Below are 17,707 nucleotides of genomic sequence, written 5' to 3'. Positions count from 1 at the left end.
CAGTTTTTCTTAGAAATTTTTGTAAAAATAAGATACAATAAAGAGAAGCATAATAGCTAAATTTAAGAATGGAGAATCTTCACATGAAAAATAAAAAAGCTTTAGCTCTAGCTCTTGCTAGTGTCACAATGGCAAGTGCAGCAGTTTTGACAAGTTATTCTGCTACAACTGCTAGTTCAGTAAGTGCGGAAGAAGTTGTTTATAGAACTGAGTGGGTCACAGTGATTAATGGTCGTTCACAAGAACGTAAGACAGTATTTTTTGAAGATGGGAATCAGCCGATCTCTAAACATTCGACAATTGAAGGCTTTGAATTTCAACGTGCCTATGTTGAAGGTGGAAGGAAATACTATTTGTTTGTTGAAAAAGGAACAAAAATTGAAGATCATGCAAATGATCCAGATGCTCCAGTGAGTGAGTTAAATACTCAGGGATATAAAACATCTGACAAGGACGTAAAATGGCGTGAGTCAGCAGGAAACCGTTATCTTTACTATAAAGGTAACCCAGTAAAAGGTTGGGCAAGTGTCGATGGTAAGACTTACTACTTTGATAGTGAAGGTGTTATGGCACGTGGTGTCATTGAAAACACATCTGAACGTTACTACCTAGACGGACAAGGTGTTAAGAAAACTGGTTTCATTAAAGTAGGAGAAAAAACCTATTATTTTGTGTCAGATGGAGCTCGTAAGACAGAGATTATCTCTGAAAATGGAAAAACTTATTTTGTCAAAGATGGTGTTGTGACAACTGGAGCTCATAAGGTAGGTGCTAAATGGTATTTCTTTGCTGAAGACGGTACAACCCAGTCAGGCATTGTAAAAGATAGTGCTGGAAAATGGTATTACATTACTACAGAAGGTGAGCGTAAGACAGGTCTTATCAAGGGTGCTGGAGACAAGTATTACTATGTTACTGAAGAAGGTGAACGTAAGTTTGGGGAAGTTACCGTTGATGGAAAAACTTACTTCTTAACAGATGAATCTAATACAAAAGCTGGCTGGAATAAAGTTGATAGTAACTGGATTTATGTTAATAAAGAAGGTAAACGTCAAACTGGTTGGCTTAAAGACGATGGTAAATGGTACTACTTTAATGCTGAAGGCGTGATGCAAAAATGGTGGATCAAAGATGGTAATAAATGGTACTATCTAAATGGTTCAGGTGAAATGCAAACTGGCTGGTTGCAAGATGGTGGTACTTGGTACTACCTAAATAGCTCAGGTGCTATGGAAACTGGCTGGTTGCAAGATGGTGGTACTTGGTATTACCTTAAAGGCTCAGGTGCTATGGTAACTGGTTGGTTCCAAGTAGGTGGTAAATGGTACTATGCTTATAGTTCAGGTGCCCTTGCAGTAAGCACTACAATTGATGGTTATTACGTAAACGCCAACGGTGAATGGGTATAAAAAGACTAAGAGAGTAGTTTTAGAACTGCTCTCTTTTTTGCATTTAAATATTTCTACACTTTTTATGTTTTTTATTGCATTTATTATAGGAAAAGGATATAATCTAGATAAATTTAACCATTTAATAAAGGAGGGTTTTCCCATGAGAAAAACAGTAACAGGTATCTTGCTAGCCACTTCTGTGCTAGCTATGGCGACAGTTCAACAAGTACAGGCAGCTGATACAGGGGGGGGCAACGACTACAACAACTTCTACGGTTAAAGAAGTCCGCTATGCAACATATAAAAATGGTGGACCTGTCAATATCAAAGATGCACTAACAGGATCTGCTGTGACAGCTGAATCTATTAAGAATCATCCTGAAATTGAAAATTATATCTATACTTCTAGTAGAGAAGAGAATGGTATTATGTATCATATGTATGCTCCAAAAGCTACTGATTCTAATACAAATGCTGGTACTCAAACCAATCCGTACCGTCAAAACAATGGCACTAGTAATGCTAATGGGAACAATAACCAAAATGGTACTGGTTCAAACAATAATAGTGGCTCAACAACCAATTCCAATTCTCCAGTAAAAACAGTTCGTTTTGTCGAATATAAAGCTGGTAGTGATATTCCGATTGATATTAAAGATCCGCGTAAAGGATCTGAAGCATCAGACACAAGCCATCCAACAATTGCTAACTATACATACGTTACTGGTAACTTAAAAGATGGTGTTCTTTATCATGTCTATCGTTCAAACACAGCCACTAATACTAACCAGAATCAATCTACAACAACAAGTGGCGGTCAGTTCAAAACAGAGAACGGAAAAGTCTACTATATCAAGGACGGTAAAAAGGTTAGCGGTTGGCAAAAAATCGATGATAAGACTTACTACTTTGAAGCTGATGGTGCTATGAAGAAAGGTCTATTGACTGCAGGTGATAAGCAATACTATCTAGATGAAAAAGATGGTGTTAAAAAGCTAGGCTTTGTAAAAGTTGTTGACAAGACTTATTATTTTGTAGAAGATGGTGAGAAGAAAACTGGTTTTGTTAAAATCGATGATAAAACTTACTATGTTAAAGAAGGTGTCCGTCTAAAGGGTGATATTACTGTTGATGGGAAACATTATTTCTTGGATGAGGAAGGTGTTCTTAAACAGGGAATTGTTGTGATTGATGGTAAAAAATTCTTCATCGACAGTGAAGGAAATCGTCAGGCTGGCTGGAAGAAGGTTGAGGGTGACTGGTATTATTTCTCTAAAGAAGATGGAATGAAGACTGGTTGGCTGAAAGATGGTGGTAAATGGTATCACTTTAATGCTGCAGGAGTGATGCAAAAATGGTGGTTTAAAGAAGGTGACACTTGGTACTACTTAAATGGTTCAGGCGAGATGCAAACTGGTTGGTTACAAGACGGTGGCACATGGTATTATCTAAATGGTTCAGGTGCCATGGCGACAGGCTGGGCTCAAGTTGGTGGTACTTGGTACTATTTGAACGATTCAGGTGCTATGAAGACTGGTTGGTTGAAACAAGGTGGTAGTTGGTATTATCTTGATGGTTCAGGTGCTATGAAGACTGGTTGGTTCCAAGTAGATGGCAAATGGTACTATGCTTATAGTTCAGGAGTTCTTGCTGTCAGCACTACAATCAATGGTTACACAGTAAATTCCAATGGTGAGTGGGTTTAATTTTAAGTAATTGAATCTGAACGGGAGAGAAATCTCCTGTTTTTGTGATATGGACTATAGTGAGAGTTCTATTGAAAGAAAAAAAGTGAACAAAACGACATTTTAGTCTTGTTCACTTTTATGTTATTCTATAAACTTAGAACAAGGCCTCAAACTCAGCGACAGTCATGCCCAATTGTTCACTTGCAAATTCGGAAGTTAAAACATGTTGACGAACCATGTCTAAGAAGGCAAAAAGTTTTCCACGTTCTAACCCCTGTTCAATACCCTCTGCAAGACCACGTTCAAGACCACGCTCTAAACCTTGTTCGATACCTTCAGCCCTAGCTGTTTCCAAGGCATAGTCCTGTGCTAACAATGCTTGTTCTTCACGTCTGCGTTGTTGACTAAACATTTTCCTGTCCTCCTCGGACCAGCTCTTGTAGTCCAGTAGTTGTTCTGCTTGGTTAATGGCTCGCTCGGGTTCTTGGGTAAAGGGCTTGTTGCCGAAAAACTCCAACCACGGCTTGCGAACGCTATCCTTGCTGGTTTCTCTGTATTTTTTTAGTTCCAAGAATGCCATCTTGATCAGATGGTTTTCTTGACCGTTATTGGTGATAGTCTTACAAGATTGCCTCAAACTCAGCGACGGTCATACCCAATTGCTGGCTAGCAACCTCAGGTGTCAGAAGACCCTGACGGACCATATCCAGGAAGGCAAAGAGTTTCCCACGCTCTAAACCTTTTTCTTCAGCTTGTCCCAAGGCATAGTCCTGTGCTAACAATGCTTGTTCTTCGCGCATACGTAGTTGACTAAACATTTTTTTGCCCTCCTCGGACCAGCTCTTGTAGTCTAGCAGTTGATCTGCCTGACTGATGGCTCGCTCAGGTTCTTGGGTAAAGGGCTTGTTGCCGAAAAACTCCAACCATGGTTTACGAACCTTGTCTTTGCTGGTTTCTCTGTATTTTTTTAATTCCAAGAACGCCATCTTAACTAGATGGTTTTCTTGACCGTTATTGGTGATGGTTAATACTTCACCTGTCGTGTCTTCGCGCATACTGAAACTGTGGAAAGCCAAGTCATCTGAAAAGTAATTGCTGTCCACAATAGCAATAGCATAAACTGGTGCGATGTGTTTGTAACTCTGATGGGTATCACCTTCCCGTTGGCGAATTTTTTCTAGGTTTTGATTGACCTGACTGTACAGATAAGCTCACAGGCGATTGATGAAAAAATTCTGATGATGCACTTGAATCTCAATGATAACTTGAGTACCATTGTCCAACTCCGCCAAAACATCTATACTGGTATAGAAATCCTGCGCCGAATAAGGCATGAAAGGCAAGACATGAATGTTGCTTCCCTCCAAAATGGTCACATTTTTTGCTGGTAAGTCCAGCATATCGCGGATAAATTGACAAGTGATTTCTGGATTGCTAAAGATTTTCTTAGCAACCAAATCATTGGTCGGGCTGATGCCCGGATGACGTAATGTCATATTCTTTCTCCTTTCATTATAGCACATTTTTAAATCTAGGTTTACGGGATTCTTTGGCTCTATCTATTTATTCGGAAAAAGGATGAAAAATACTTGGTCTGGCTCTTCCCAATGGTATTTTTTGGTGCTTTCCTTTATAATGGGTGTATGGATAAGAAAAAATTATTATTGATTGATGGGTCTTCTGTTGCTTTTCGGGCGTTTTTTGCGCTCTATCAGCAGTTGGACCGTTTTAAGAATGCGGCTGGTTTGCATACCAATGCGATTTATGGCTTTCAGTTGATGTTGAGCCATTTGTTGGAGCGGGTTGAGCCGAGTCATATTTTGGTGGCTTTTGATGCGGGAAAGACGACCTTCCGTACAGAGATGTATGCGGACTACAAGGGTGGTCGTGCTAAGACTCCTGATGAGTTTCGTGAGCAATTTCCCTTCATTCGTGAGTTGCTGGATCATATGGGGATTCGTCACTATGAGTTGGCTCAGTATGAGGCGGATGACATCATTGGAACGCTGGATAAACTTGCTGAGCAGGATGGTTTTGATATTACCATTGTCAGTGGGGACAAGGATTTGATTCAGCTGACGGATGAGCATACGGTGGTTGAAATTTCCAAGAAAGGTGTGGCTGAGTTTGAGGCCTTTACGCCAGAATATCTTATGGAAAAGATGGGCATTACACCGACTCAGTTTATCGATCTCAAGGCGCTCATGGGTGATAAGTCGGATAATATCCCTGGGGTGACCAAAATCGGTGAAAAGACGGGTATCAAGCTCTTGCTGGAGCATGGTTCGCTTGAGGGTATTTATGAAAATATCGATGGGATGAAGGCTTCTAAGATGAAGGAAAATCTCATCAATGATAAGGAACAGGCCTTTTTGTCTAAAACATTGGCGACCATTGATACCAAGGCACCAATTGAGATTGGTTTGAAGGATTTGAGCTATAGTGGTCCAGATGTTGAAAATCTTGGGAAATTCTATGATGAGATGGGCTTCAAACAGCTCAAGCAGGCTTTAAATGCATCTTCGGCTGATGTGACTGAGAGTTTGGACTTTACTATTGTTGACCAAGTCCGTCAAGACATGCTGAGTGCGGAGTCTATCTTCCATTTTGAGCTTTTTGGTGAGAATTACCATACGGATGATTTGGTTGGTTTTGCCTGGTCTTGTGGGGAAAAGCTCTATGCTACAGACAAGCTTGACCTTTTGCAAGAGCCGATTTTTAAGGACTTCTTAGAAAAAACACCTCTGAGAGTGTATGACTTTAAGAAGGCTAAAGTTCTCTTACATCGTTTTGGTTTGGATTTGCAGGCTCCTGCCTTTGACAGCCGTTTGGCTAAATATCTCCTTTCAACTGTGGAGGACAATGAAATTGCGACCATCGCTAGTCTTTATGGTCAGACTTACTTGGTCGATGATGAGACTTTCTATGGTAAGGGTGTTAAAAAGGCTCTTCCTGAACGTGAGGAATTCTTGGAACATTTGGCGCGTAAGCTTGCCGTTTTGGTAGAGACTGAGCCTGTTTTACTTGAGAAACTCAGTGAAAATGGGCAATTAGAGCTCCTCTATGATATGGAGCAACCTCTGTCCTTTGTCCTTGCCAAGATGGAAATTGCTGGGATTACGGTCAAGAAAGAGACCTTGCTTGAGATGCAGGCTGAAAATGAGCTTGTCATTGAAAAACTGACTCAGGAGATTTATGAGTTGGCTGGTGAGGAGTTTAATATCAACTCGCCTAAGCAGTTGGGCGTACTTCTCTTTGAAAAATTGGGACTTCCTCTAGAATACACTAAGAAAACCAAGACCGGTTATTCGACTGCGGTGGATGTCTTGGAGCGCCTAGCTCCTATTGCCCCAATCGTCAAGAAAATTTTAGATTATCGTCAGATTGCTAAGATTCAGTCCACTTATGTGATTGGCTTGCAGGACTGGATTTTAGCTGATGGCAAGATTCATACCCGCTATGTGCAGGATTTGACTCAGACAGGGCGTCTGTCTAGTGTCGATCCAAACTTGCAAAATATCCCTGTTCGCTTGGAACAAGGTCGCCTCATTCGTAAGGCTTTCGTGCCAGAGTGGGAGGATAGTGTCCTTCTTAGCTCTGACTATTCACAGATTGAGTTGCGAGTTTTAGCGCATATCTCTAAAGATGAGCACTTGATTAAGGCCTTCCGAGAGGGAGCTGATATCCATACATCGACAGCCATGCGGGTCTTCGGAATTGAACGTCCTGAGGATGTGACTCCAAACGACCGTCGCAATGCCAAGGCTGTCAATTTTGGAGTCGTTTACGGAATTTCAGACTTTGGTTTATCTAATAATCTTGGTATCAGTCGTAAAGAGGCTAAAGCATACATCGACACATACTTTGAACGCTTCCCTGGTATCAAAAATTATATGGACGAAGTCGTTCGTGAGGCGCGTGATAAGGGTTATGTGGAGACTCTCTTCAAACGTCGTCGGGAGTTGCCAGATATCAATTCGCGTAACTTTAACATTCGTGGTTTTGCAGAGCGTACGGCGATCAACTCCCCTATCCAAGGATCGGCTGCAGATATTCTCAAAATCGCCATGATTCAGCTAGATAAGGCTCTGGTAGCAGGTGATTATCAAACTAAGATGCTGTTACAAGTGCATGATGAAATTGTTCTTGAAGTGCCTAAGTCAGAATTGGTAGCCATTAAAAAACTTGTCAAACAAACCATGGAAGAAGCCATTCAACTCAGTGTTCCCCTTATCGCAGATGAAAATGAAGGGGCAACCTGGTACGAGGCTAAATAAAAAGGGGCTAGTCCTCCTTTTTTGTAGTAGAATTCTGCAAGCCTTTTCAAAATATGCTATACTGATGAAAAAGGAGGATTTCTATGAGTCAAGAATTTATCAATCCAAGCGATGGCGTGATTCGTCAGTATCTAGCAACGAGTAAAACCCTTGCTGTGGTGGGCTTGTCTGACCGGGAGGAAACAACTAGCAATCGAGTGACCAAGGAAATGCAAGCTCGGGGTTATAAAATTATTCCAGTCAATCCCAAGGCGGCAGGTGGTGAAATCTTGGGTGAAAAGGCTTATGCCAGCCTAGCAGAGATTCCTTTTCCTGTAGATATTGTCAATGTTTACCGTCGTAGTGAGTTTTTGCCAGATGTGGCGCGTGATTTTCTCAAAGCTGATGCTAAGATTTTTTGGGCACAGCTGGGACTTGAAAGTCTAGAAGCGGAAGAAATCTTGCGTGCTGGTGGATGCGATGACATCGTGATGAATCGCTGTATCAAGAGAGAACATACACGTTTGCTTGAGGAAGCATAAGAAAAAGGTAGCTGATGGGCTACCTTTTGTGTTATACTCAATGAAAATCAAAGAGCAAACTAGCCGCAGGTTGCTCAAAACACTGTTTTTGAGGTTGCAGATAGAACTGACGAAGTCAGCTCAAAACACAGTTTTGAGGTTGTGGATAGAACTGACGAAGTCAGTAACCATACATACGGCAAGGCGACGTTGACGTGGTTTGAAGAGATTTTCGAAGAGTATTAGAAAATGCCGATAAGGGTCTGCATACCGAGACTGGTGAGAATGATGGCTATCCAGCAAATGGCTCCGAGGACAATGGATTTTCCGCTGGATTTGATCATAGCTAGCAGATTGGTTTTGAGACCGATAGCACTCATGGCCATGATAATGAGGAATTTGGAGAGTTGTTTGAGAGGGGTAAAGAAACTACTGGACACACCGAAAGAGGTGAGTAGAGTGGTTAGTAGAGATGCAAGGATAAAGTACAGGATAAAAAGTGGGAAGACTTTTTTCAGTTGCAGACCTTGCTTATTTTTTTGCTCGCGACTTTGCCAGTAGGAGAGAAAGAGAGTGATGGGGATGATAGCTAGGGTCCGCGTAAGTTTGACAATGGTTGCGGATTCGAGGGTATTACTTTGGTAAAGGCTGTCCCAGGCGCTAGCTGTAGCGGTTACAGAGGAAGTATCATTGACGGCTGTTCCTGCAAAGAGGGCGAAGCCGTCATTGGATAGATGAAGCCAGGTGCCGAGGGTTGGAAAGATGAGCGCAGCCAAGACATTGAAGAAAAAGATAACGGAAATGGCTTGGGCGACTTCTTTTTCCTTGGCATGGATAACGGGCGCTGTCGCCGCAATGGCAGAACCCCCACAGATAGAAGAACCTACTCCAATCAAGGTAGCCAGTTTTGTGTCCAGTGCAAAGAAACGTTGGAAAAGATAGGCAACAATCAAGGCTATTGAGATGGTGGACAGGATGACAGGGAGTGAAGATTGCCCAACTGCGAAGACCTGCGAGATATTGAGGCCAAAACCAAGCAAGATGACGGCATACTGGAGTAATTTCTTGGAACTAAAGGTCAATCCAGCATCCAGTTGTTTATAAGGCGATAGAAAGGGATGGAGAAACATGCCCATAAAAATCGCAAAAACGGGTGCGCCAATGACAGGGAGGAATCCGCCTAAGTACCAAGATAGGATGGAAATGAGAAGGCAGGCCAAGATGCCTGCTCCATTTTTTGATAGAAATGACATAAGAACCTCCAAATAGAATTTGTTACCATTATAGACCTGTAAACAGGAAAAGTAAAATAGAAAGTGGAGCCTAATAATTATTTGACAAGTAGTGCTAATTATGTGATAATAATCTTACAAGAACTGTAACGAAGTCTTGGCAAAAACAAAAATACCAGAGCTCCACCTCTGGTATTTCTTTTTGTCCAGTTATATTAAAACTAAACTCAGGTTATATTTTTTGTCGCGCTTATCTAACCACTTTCTGACTATCCACTCAGAAATGACATTACCGATAATAGTAATCAGTAACGGTGCTAGAATAGTTGTAACGAAGATTATCAAAACCTCAATACTCGTCGAAAATCTCATGATACGTTGTCATCTTCGGCTTACCTAACTTTAGTTATGCTTTCACCTCGATTCCTAGTCTCATGAGATTTTCATTGAGTATTCTAAAAACATAGTGTTGTAATGGATTAAAATTAACACACTTCAATTTGTTATGCTAGCGTTATTCTATCATGTATTTTTGCGGTCGGGGGGCTTTTGTAGTATAATAGAGATACGTTTTGAAAGTAGGAGGTATCTATGGACTTAACTAAGCGCTTTAATAAACAGTTAGATAAGATTCAAGTTTCGTTGATTCGTCAGTTTGACCAGGCTATTTCTGAGATTCCTGGGGTCTTGCGTTTGACTTTGGGGGAACCTGATTTTACAACGCCAGATCATGTTAAGGAGGCGGCTAAGCGAGCGATTGATCAGAACCAATCCTACTATACAGGGATGAGTGGCCTGCTGACTTTACGTCAAGCAGCTAGTGACTTTGTTAAGGAAAAGTACCAACTGGACTATGCTCCTGAAAATGAAATTTTGGTTACAATTGGGGCGACAGAGGCCTTATCTGCTACTTTGACGGCTATTTTGGAAGAGGGAGACAAGGTACTCTTGCCAGCCCCTGCCTATCCAGGCTATGAACCGATTGTCAATCTAGTTGGCGCAGAGATTGTCGAGATTGACACAACTGAAAATGGATTTGTTTTGACTCCTGAGATGTTGGAAAAGGCCATTTTGGAGCAGGGTGACAAGCTCAAGGCGGTTATTCTTAATTATCCAGCCAATCCGACAGGAATTACCTATAGTCGGGAGCAGTTGGAGGCTTTGGCAGCTGTTTTACGTAAGTACGAAATTTTCGTGATCTGTGATGAGGTTTACTCAGAATTGACCTACACAGGCGAAGCCCATGTGTCTCTAGGAACCATGTTGAGAGATCAGGCTATTATTATCAATGGTTTGTCTAAATCGCATGCCATGACAGGTTGGCGTTTGGGTCTGATTTTTGCTCATGCGGCCTTCACAGCCCAATTAATCAAGAGTCACCAGTATTTGGTCACTGCTGCAAATACCATGGCGCAACATGCTGCGGTGGAAGCCTTGACGGCTGGTAAAAACGATGCGGAACCTATGAAGAAGGAATACATCCAGCGTCGTGATTATATTATCGAGAAAATGACTGCTCTTGGTTTTGAGATTATTAAACCAGATGGTGCCTTTTATATCTTTGCTAAGATTCCAGCAGGATATAATCAAGATTCTTTTGCTTTTCTGAAAGATTTTGCTCAGAAGAAGGCTGTGGCCTTTATCCCTGGAGCAGCCTTTGGGCGTTACGGAGAAGGCTATGTTCGCCTATCTTATGCAGCTAGCATGGAGACTATCAAGGAAGCCATGAAACGACTTGAGGAGTATATGAGAGAAGCATGATTCAGTCTATCACGAGTCAAGGCTTGGTGCTCTACAATCGCAATTTTCGTGAGGATGACAAGTTAGTCAAGATTTTTACAGAGCAGGCTGGCAAACGCATGTTTTTCGTCAAGCACGCTGGTCAGTCTAAGCTAGCTCCGGTTATTCAGCCCTTGGTCCTGGCACGATTTCTCTTGCGAATCAATGATGACGGGCTTAGCTACATCGAGGACTATCACGAGGTCATGACTTTTCCCAAGATTAATAGCGACCTATTTGTCATGGCCTATGCGACCTACGTAGCGGCTCTTGCTGATGCTAGTTTGCAGGACAATCAGCAGGATGCTCCCTTGTTTGCTTTTTTGCAAAAGACCTTGGAGTTGATGGAAGCTGGCTTGGATTATCAGGTTTTGACCAATATTTTTGAAATTCAAATCTTGACCAGATTTGGAATCAGCCTCAATTTTAATGAGTGTGTCTTTTGTCATCGGGTTGGTCAGGCTTTTGACTTTTCTTTCAAATATGGAGCCTGCCTCTGTCCAGACCATTATCATGAGGATGAGAGACGTTGCCATCTAAATCCCAATATCCCTTATCTGCTCAATCAGTTTCAAGCCATTGATTTTGAAACCTTGGAGACCATTTCGCTCAAGCCCGAAATCAAGCAAGACTTACGCCAATTTATGGATCAACTCTACGAAGAGTACGTTGGGATTCACCTAAAATCAAAGAAATTTATTGATTCCCTAGCAGACTGGGGACAATTATTAAAAGAGGAAAAGAAATGAAAAAAATCGCAGTAGATGCCATGGGGGGCGACTACGCACCTCAGGCCATCGTTGAGGGTGTCAATCAAGCCCTAGCTGACTTTTCAGATATCGAGGTTCAACTCTACGGAGATGAAGCTAAAATCAAGCAATATCTAACAGCAACAGAGCGCGTCAGCATTATCCATACGGATGAGAAGATTGATTCAGACGATGAACCTACGAGAGCTATTCGGAAGAAGAAAAATGCCAGTATGGTATTGGCAGCCAAGGCTGTCAAAGAGGGCGAAGCAGACGCTGTTCTCTCAGCTGGGAATACAGGTGCTTTGTTGGCGGCTGGATTCTTCATCGTGGGTCGTATCAAGAACATCGATCGTCCTGGGCTTATGTCGACTTTGCCAACTATAGATGGGAAAGGTTTTGACATGCTGGACCTCGGTGCTAATGCAGAAAATACAGCCCAGCACCTCCACCAATATGCGGTTCTAGGTTCCTTCTATGCTAAAAATGTCCGTGGCATTGCGCAGCCACGCGTTGGCTTGCTCAATAACGGAACAGAGAGTAGTAAGGGCGACTCGCTTCGTAAGGAAACCTATGAATTACTGGTGGCTGATGAAAGTTTGAACTTTATCGGAAACGTGGAAGCACGTGATTTGATGAATGGCGTTGCAGATGTTGTTGTGGCAGATGGTTTCACGGGAAACGCTGTGCTCAAATCCATTGAAGGGACAGCTATGGGAATCATGGGCTTGCTCAAGACAGCTATTACAGGTGGTGGTCTTCGAGCGAAACTAGGCGCCCTCCTTCTCAAGGACAGCCTCAGAGGTTTGAAAAAACAGCTCAACTACTCAGATGTTGGTGGAGCGGTATTGTTTGGTGTCAAGGCACCTGTTGTCAAGACTCATGGCTCAAGCGATGCCAAGGCTGTTTATAGTACAATCCGCCAGATTCGTACCATGCTAGAAACAGACGTAGTTGCCCAGACTGCGCGTGAATTTTCAGGAGAATAAAAGAGATGACAGAAAAAGAAATTTTTGACCGTATTGTGACCATTATCCAAGAGCGACAGGGAGAGGATTTTGTCGTGACAGAAGCATTGAGTCTGAAAGACGATTTGGATGCGGATTCAGTTGACTTGATGGATTTTATCTTGACACTGGAAGATGAATTTAATATCGAAATCAGTGATGAGGAAATTGACCAACTCCAAAGTGTAGGGGATGTGGTTAAAATCATTCAAGCAAAATAAAGATAAGAAGTTCCAAGGCATTTGCTTTGGAATTTTTCTTTGGTTCAAGTGACCGTTTAGGAACAGATTTAGTCTTTCTAGGGACAGTAGAAATCTGAGGAGACATAAGGGATATAATAGAGTCAGAAAAAATCAATCTCCAAAAAGGAGAAAAAAGAAAGGATTTTCACGATTAAAAAATATCTTTATTCTAGTTTGTTAGTTCTTGCAGGAGGCGTTCTCCTAGCAAATACTACGGTAGCCTATGCTGATTCCCCATCAGCAAGTGAGAAAGAAGCGATTGCTCAATTAGTTAATCAAGGCAAGATAAAAGCTGAAGAAGCTGATCAAGTAAAATTGATTGGTTTTGAAGATAAAGAAACCCAAGCAGAGGGAAATCAAGAGAAGAAAGCTTTCAATCAATATCGTGATCCGAAAGGAACATGGATGCAAACCAATGGTAAATGGTGGTTTAAATACGGTTCAGGTGGTTATGCTAAAAATTGGGAACAATTAGATGGCAAGTGGTACTATTTTGATGACCAAGGATGGATGAAAGAAAATACTTGGATTCAACCTGATGGTAATTATTACTACTTATCTGCTAGTGGTGCTATGGTCACTGGTTATCAACGTGTGAATGGTACACCATACTTCTTTAGAGCCAGTGGTGTATGGGTAGAAAATCGTGGACAGGCACTTGGTGAATATGCCGAGACATTTGTAGGGAAAATCCCATATGTTTGGGGTGGGGCAGATTTGAATAGTGGCGTAGATTGCTCAGGATTTACGATGGCTATTCATGCTAAGTTCGATATTAGTATTCCTAGAGTGACCTATGGTCAAGCAACAGGAGGAAGTTATGTAAGTAATGGTTCTCAACAAGCTGGAGATTTGATTTTGTATAATAGTGAAGAGACAAATGACCATGTAGGTATTTATGTTGGTGGTGGAAAGGTAGTTCATGCTCCATATCCAGGTCAATATGTTTCTTATATGGATCAATATGGCATTACTCAAAATACAATTCGTAGATATTGGTAATATTGTCTAATTTTTCACAATATTATTGACTTTGACAATGAAAAGTATTAGAATATAGCTAAATAAAGAGGGGAAACCCTCCTGTAGCTATTCAATAAAGGAGGAAATGGCTATGAAAAAATCTAAACTACTCACTCTTGGTCTGCTTGTAGGTGCTGGTCTGCTTTTATCTATCAACCAAGCACAGGCTGCAGATACTTGGGTTAAAAATGGTGCTGACTGGAATCTTTCACAAGATGGCAGTCTCGCTAAGGATAAATGGGTACAAAATGCTGGCTCATGGTATCACTTCGATAGCACTGGTAAAATGCAGACAGGCTGGCTCAAAGACGGTGATACATGGTATTCTCTAGCAGATAGTGGTTCTATGCGCACAGGCTGGTACAAGGAAGGCAACACCTGGTACTCACTTGCAAATAGTGGTGCTATGCGTACAGGTTGGTATAAAGAAGGGTCTACATGGTATTACCTCAAAGACAGTGGCGCTATGGCAACAGGATGGGCAGCTGCAAATGGTAAATGGTCTTACTTTGAAAAATCAGGTACTATGGTCGCAGATAGAGCTGTTCCAGCCAGTGATGGGGAAAGTTATGTCATTGGTAAGGATGGCTATCTAGCAAATAGAAAAGATGCTGGATACAATATTCATGATATTGTCAAACTTGGAGATGGGCAAGAATATTTGCTAAATGCTAAAGGTGACGATGTTATTATTGAAAAAAACACTTGGTATATCAAGCCTGAAATCAAGAAGTTTTCCGACAAATATGGGGATGAGGTTGCAAATACTACCTTAGCTTTAGTGGATAATAAAGAAGAAGGACAAGAAATTGATCCTAAGGCAGTTGTACAGAACTTCCAAAACTTACCAAATCGTTACTACTTTGATGAAAATGGACATCGTGTGGTTAATATCCCAGCAATGACAACCTATTCAGAGATTAAAAAAGTTGGCAATGATGTCTATTTAGAAAATCCAGGTGCACGACTTCGTCTTGGGGCTACCAGCTTTACAATCAATAACAATAAACTATACTATTTAGAAAATGAGCAAGGGAAGCTCAAAACAGGTTACTTTGTATTAATTGATGATGGAGCAACCACTAATCACCATCACATTCTAGCCTATGCGGATCAATCAGGTGAGATTCTTAAGATGAAACGCTTGCCATCAGGAGTTTCAGATTATCTGGATAAAGAAATCGATGGTTTATACGGTGAAAAAATTAAGATTGAATCTCCACACTCAAACGAATATTATAAAGTGGTTGTGGTTAAATAAAAATAATATCTTCACAACTAATTGTTAACACTCTAACCAATATACCATTTTCAGGAGGCTTTAGATTTCTTGTATTTTAAAAGGAAACTAAAGCCTTTTGTAGATGGAACAGGGGATAGAGTTATCTATAAAATAATGAAAAGGAGTCAGTCATGGAAATGAAAAATACATTTGTAGAATTAGAACAATTTGAAGAGTTAACCCCAGAGGTATTGAAGGAAGTGAATGGTGGAGGGAATTTCTTTTGTTCTTTGTTTGGGCTTTGCCAACCTCGGTATTGTAGTCCAGCACCAACTAAAACTGTGATTGGATAGTATGGTTTTGACTTTTATTAAGGAAACTCTATTTGCTTTATTGTTGATAGTCTCCATTATAGTTCCTCCAATCTATCTAGGTTACCAAATTACACCGGAATTTCGTAAAAAGAGATACATAGTCTATTTATTAATGATGCAAGCAATAGCTGGTAAAACTTTTTTTGAAATCATGTATTTGGAAGTTTTAATCTTTTTTTACCTTATTTTCTATATGAATAGGAAGAAAAAAGGAGAATCTTTATTTCTTTCTCTCTATCTTTTTAGTTTTTATCAGAGTATTCGCTATTTATTGGTATTGTTCTATATTCGGATGTTAGATATAGATATGCTATCAGAAGTAGGAAATGGGATTGTTAACTCTTCTTTTTCCTTATTAGCTATCGTACTAACAGTAGTTATGATGAAGCGTTGGTCTTTGGATTTGGATTTATTCTTTTCAGATGCTTTCAAAACCCACTATCGTAAGAGTTTTTTCATTATCCTACCTCTGACTGGATTTAGGATATTCTCTTCGTTTATGACCAATAGAAATAGTTCTTTCTATGTTCGTTTTGACACGACCATTTCTCTCTTGATTTTCATTCTCTTTTTCTCTTGGCTCTTTTACATCAAGTATTTGGAGCAGATTTATCGTGATGAGCAGACCATTCAGAGACAGGAAGAAGAAAATCGTTCCTTGCAAGGGATGGTGGACAAGCTAGGTCATCTCTATGATGAAGTGCGAGGTTTCCGTCATGATTTTGCGGGAATTGTCGCTAGCATGGAGCCTGCCATAGCTAATCAAGACATGGCTGAAGTTTCTACCATTTATCAAGATGTCTTTCTAAAGACCAATGAAAAGCTGAGGAAGGCGGATTACACGGCCTTTAATCTTCACAATATCCATGATATAGCCATTCGCAATACCTTGGCAAAAGCCATGATTGTGGCAGATAATCAGGGAATTCATTTTAGTTTGGAGACGGTGGGGGTTGTTGAAGAGCTGGCTTTGCCGATGTTAGAGGCTATTCGTATCCTCTCTATCCTCACGACAAATGCTTTAGAGGCAGCCAGTGAGGCGGAAAATCCGCAGATTCGGGTTGCTTTATTGGCAGGCGATAGGAGTGTCCGTTTTATCATTGAAAACACTCGTAAGAAAGAAGAACTGAATCCCAGCATTCTCAGTCAAAAGGGTTACTCTACCAAGGGAAACCACAGTGGACTGGGCTTAGCAACCTTGGAGGATATGGTTTTTCATTATGATTTGAACTTAGATACCCAACTAGGAGAGACGACCTTTAGACAAGATTTAGAATTGCCATTTAAGTATGAGAAACGAGGGGGAGAGGAATGAGAATTTTAGTTTTGGAAGACGATAGAGTCCAGCAAGGACGGATAGAGCAGACTTTACTAGATATCGGTCGCTCTCGCAATTTGAGATTGGAAATTGATATTGCCAAAAACTATGGAGATGTTGAAAAGTATTCTCAGTATTTTGACCATTATCAGCTCTATTTATTGGATTTAGAGATTGATGGAGAGCGTGAACGGGGCTTTCAGGTTGCTCAACAGGTTCGGGAGCGAGATCCCTTTACAAGTATTGTCTTTGTGTCCACGCACTCGGAGGCCTTGCCTCTAGCTTTTCGTTATCACTTGTCTGCCTTGGATTTTATTTCCAAGGATCAGCCAGAGGAGGATTACCGTCATCAGCTGGAACGCTGTCTGGACTATGTACTGGCAGTGGACAAGAGGGAAAATATGCGTCTCTTCACCTATAGTTTTGAGGGAAGACGTGGCTTTACTCTGCCCTACCATGAGATTTTAGCTTTTGAAACCTCAGTGGAATCCCATCGTATCAAGGTCTATTATGCCAATCACTCTATCAAGACCATTTACGGCAGTCTCAAGGATATCGCTGCAAAGGCTGAAAAAGATTACTTTGTCTATGCCAATCGCAATACTTTAGTCAGTTTACAGGCAATTGAAGAGATGACTGCCACAGAAGTGACCTTGTTAGAAGGCTTGCACTTCCCCGTATCACGAACAGCCAGAAGAACACTTAAAAAACATCTCAATGTCTAATATCTGTTAGACTTGAATCAATTTATCAATAAGAATGTCGGAAAATTTTCTGATATTCTTATTTTTTTGACTTCTTTTTCGAATAGATAAGTGAGAAGAAAAAGAAGGAGATAAGAAATGATTATTTCAGCTATTTATCCAACTTGGCTACTGAAGTGGCTTAGAGGCTAAACATTAAAG

Annotated in this window: 13 protein-coding genes and 4 pseudogenes; 14 read left to right on the top strand and 3 right to left on the bottom strand. The window is 41.0% G+C overall.

Annotated features, from left to right (window positions below; all coding sequences use genetic code 11):
* Nucleotides 1-83 precede the first annotated feature (83 nt).
* From M1F37_RS06210 to M1F37_RS10125, 3 genes and pseudogenes are all read left to right on the top strand, one after another.
* Nucleotides 84-1,409, top strand: coding sequence for a nucleoside triphosphate hydrolase (locus M1F37_RS06210; protein ID WP_247935152.1), 1,326 nt, complete (start codon nt 84-86; stop codon nt 1,407-1,409).
* A gap of 410 nt (nt 1,410-1,819) precedes the next feature.
* A pseudogene (locus tag M1F37_RS10085) lies at nt 1,820-2,956 on the top strand (PspC family transcriptional regulator); the annotation flags it as partial.
* 27 nt (nt 2,957-2,983) lie between these two features.
* A pseudogene (locus M1F37_RS10125) lies at nt 2,984-3,097 on the top strand (N-acetylmuramoyl-L-alanine amidase family protein); the annotation flags it as partial.
* Nucleotides 3,098-3,233: 136 nt separating this feature from the next.
* Here the strand turns inward: M1F37_RS10125 and M1F37_RS06195 are convergent.
* Both M1F37_RS06195 and M1F37_RS06190 read right to left on the bottom strand, forming a co-directional pair.
* A pseudogene (locus M1F37_RS06195) lies at nt 3,234-3,698 on the bottom strand (hypothetical protein); the annotation flags it as partial.
* Nucleotide 3,699: 1 nt separating this feature from the next.
* Nucleotides 3,700-4,575: pseudogene (locus M1F37_RS06190) on the bottom strand (Rpn family recombination-promoting nuclease/putative transposase).
* Between the two features lie 147 nt (nt 4,576-4,722).
* Here M1F37_RS06190 and polA point away from each other — a divergent pair.
* Nucleotides 4,723-7,356 carry a DNA polymerase I gene (gene polA / locus M1F37_RS06185; protein ID WP_247935151.1) on the top strand — a complete coding sequence of 878 codons (2,634 nt, stop codon included), beginning with the start codon at nt 4,723-4,725 and terminating at the stop codon, nt 7,354-7,356.
* An 83-nt stretch (nt 7,357-7,439) separates the two neighbouring features.
* Complete coding sequence (locus M1F37_RS06180) at nt 7,440-7,877, top strand: CoA-binding protein (protein WP_247935150.1); 438 nt, start codon at nt 7,440-7,442, stop codon at nt 7,875-7,877.
* Nucleotides 7,878-8,098: 221 nt separating this feature from the next.
* Here the strand turns inward: M1F37_RS06180 and M1F37_RS06175 are convergent, their stop codons facing one another.
* On the bottom strand, nt 8,099-9,109 hold the full coding sequence (locus M1F37_RS06175) for a YeiH family protein (protein WP_247935149.1): 1,011 nt from the start codon (nt 9,107-9,109) through the stop codon (nt 8,099-8,101).
* A 570-nt stretch (nt 9,110-9,679) separates the two neighbouring features.
* On the opposite strand from M1F37_RS06175, the gene M1F37_RS06170 reads away from it, so the two are divergent.
* The 9 genes from M1F37_RS06170 to M1F37_RS06130 all read left to right on the top strand — a co-directional run bounded on the left by M1F37_RS06170 (nt 9,680) and on the right by M1F37_RS06130 (nt 17,527).
* Nucleotides 9,680-10,849 carry a pyridoxal phosphate-dependent aminotransferase gene (locus M1F37_RS06170; protein WP_247935148.1) on the top strand — a complete coding sequence of 390 codons (1,170 nt, stop codon included), beginning with the start codon at nt 9,680-9,682 and terminating at the stop codon, nt 10,847-10,849.
* Nucleotides 10,846-11,616: a DNA repair protein RecO gene (gene recO, locus M1F37_RS06165; RefSeq protein WP_049531279.1), complete on the top strand. Its 771-nt coding sequence runs from the start codon at nt 10,846-10,848 to the stop codon at nt 11,614-11,616. Before M1F37_RS06170 ends, recO begins: the two co-directional genes overlap by 4 nt.
* Nucleotides 11,613-12,605: a phosphate acyltransferase PlsX gene (plsX, locus tag M1F37_RS06160; protein WP_247935147.1), complete on the top strand. Its 993-nt coding sequence runs from the start codon at nt 11,613-11,615 to the stop codon at nt 12,603-12,605. Before recO ends, plsX begins: the two co-directional genes overlap by 4 nt.
* Before the next feature lie 5 nt (nt 12,606-12,610).
* Nucleotides 12,611-12,844, top strand: a complete 234-nt coding sequence (locus M1F37_RS06155) for an acyl carrier protein (RefSeq protein WP_247935146.1) — start codon at nt 12,611-12,613, stop codon at nt 12,842-12,844.
* A 195-nt stretch (nt 12,845-13,039) separates the two neighbouring features.
* Entirely contained in the window at nt 13,040-13,867 is an 828-nt protein-coding gene (locus M1F37_RS06150) for a C40 family peptidase (RefSeq protein WP_247935145.1), read from the top strand.
* A gap of 112 nt (nt 13,868-13,979) precedes the next feature.
* On the top strand, nt 13,980-15,149 hold the full coding sequence (locus M1F37_RS06145; protein ID WP_247935144.1) for an N-acetylmuramoyl-L-alanine amidase family protein: 1,170 nt from the start codon (nt 13,980-13,982) through the stop codon (nt 15,147-15,149).
* A gap of 152 nt (nt 15,150-15,301) precedes the next feature.
* A complete protein-coding gene (locus M1F37_RS06140) occupies nt 15,302-15,463 on the top strand; it encodes a ComC/BlpC family leader-containing pheromone/bacteriocin (RefSeq protein ID WP_152906133.1) in 162 nt (53 codons plus the stop codon).
* Between the two features lie 313 nt (nt 15,464-15,776).
* Nucleotides 15,777-16,799 (top strand): GHKL domain-containing protein, encoded by a 1,023-nt coding sequence (locus tag M1F37_RS06135; protein WP_247935143.1) that lies wholly within the window; start codon nt 15,777-15,779, stop codon nt 16,797-16,799.
* The gene (locus tag M1F37_RS06130) at nt 16,796-17,527 is read left to right on the top strand and encodes a response regulator transcription factor (RefSeq protein ID WP_001221869.1); all 732 of its coding nucleotides are present in this window, start codon (nt 16,796-16,798) and stop codon (nt 17,525-17,527) included. Before M1F37_RS06135 ends, M1F37_RS06130 begins: the two co-directional genes overlap by 4 nt.
* Nucleotides 17,528-17,707 lie beyond the last annotated feature (180 nt).

The sequence above is a fragment of the Streptococcus mitis genome (assembly GCF_023109105.1).
Classification (GTDB): domain Bacteria; phylum Bacillota; class Bacilli; order Lactobacillales; family Streptococcaceae; genus Streptococcus; species Streptococcus mitis_BW.
This window is presented reverse-complemented; position numbering and strand designations above follow the sequence as displayed.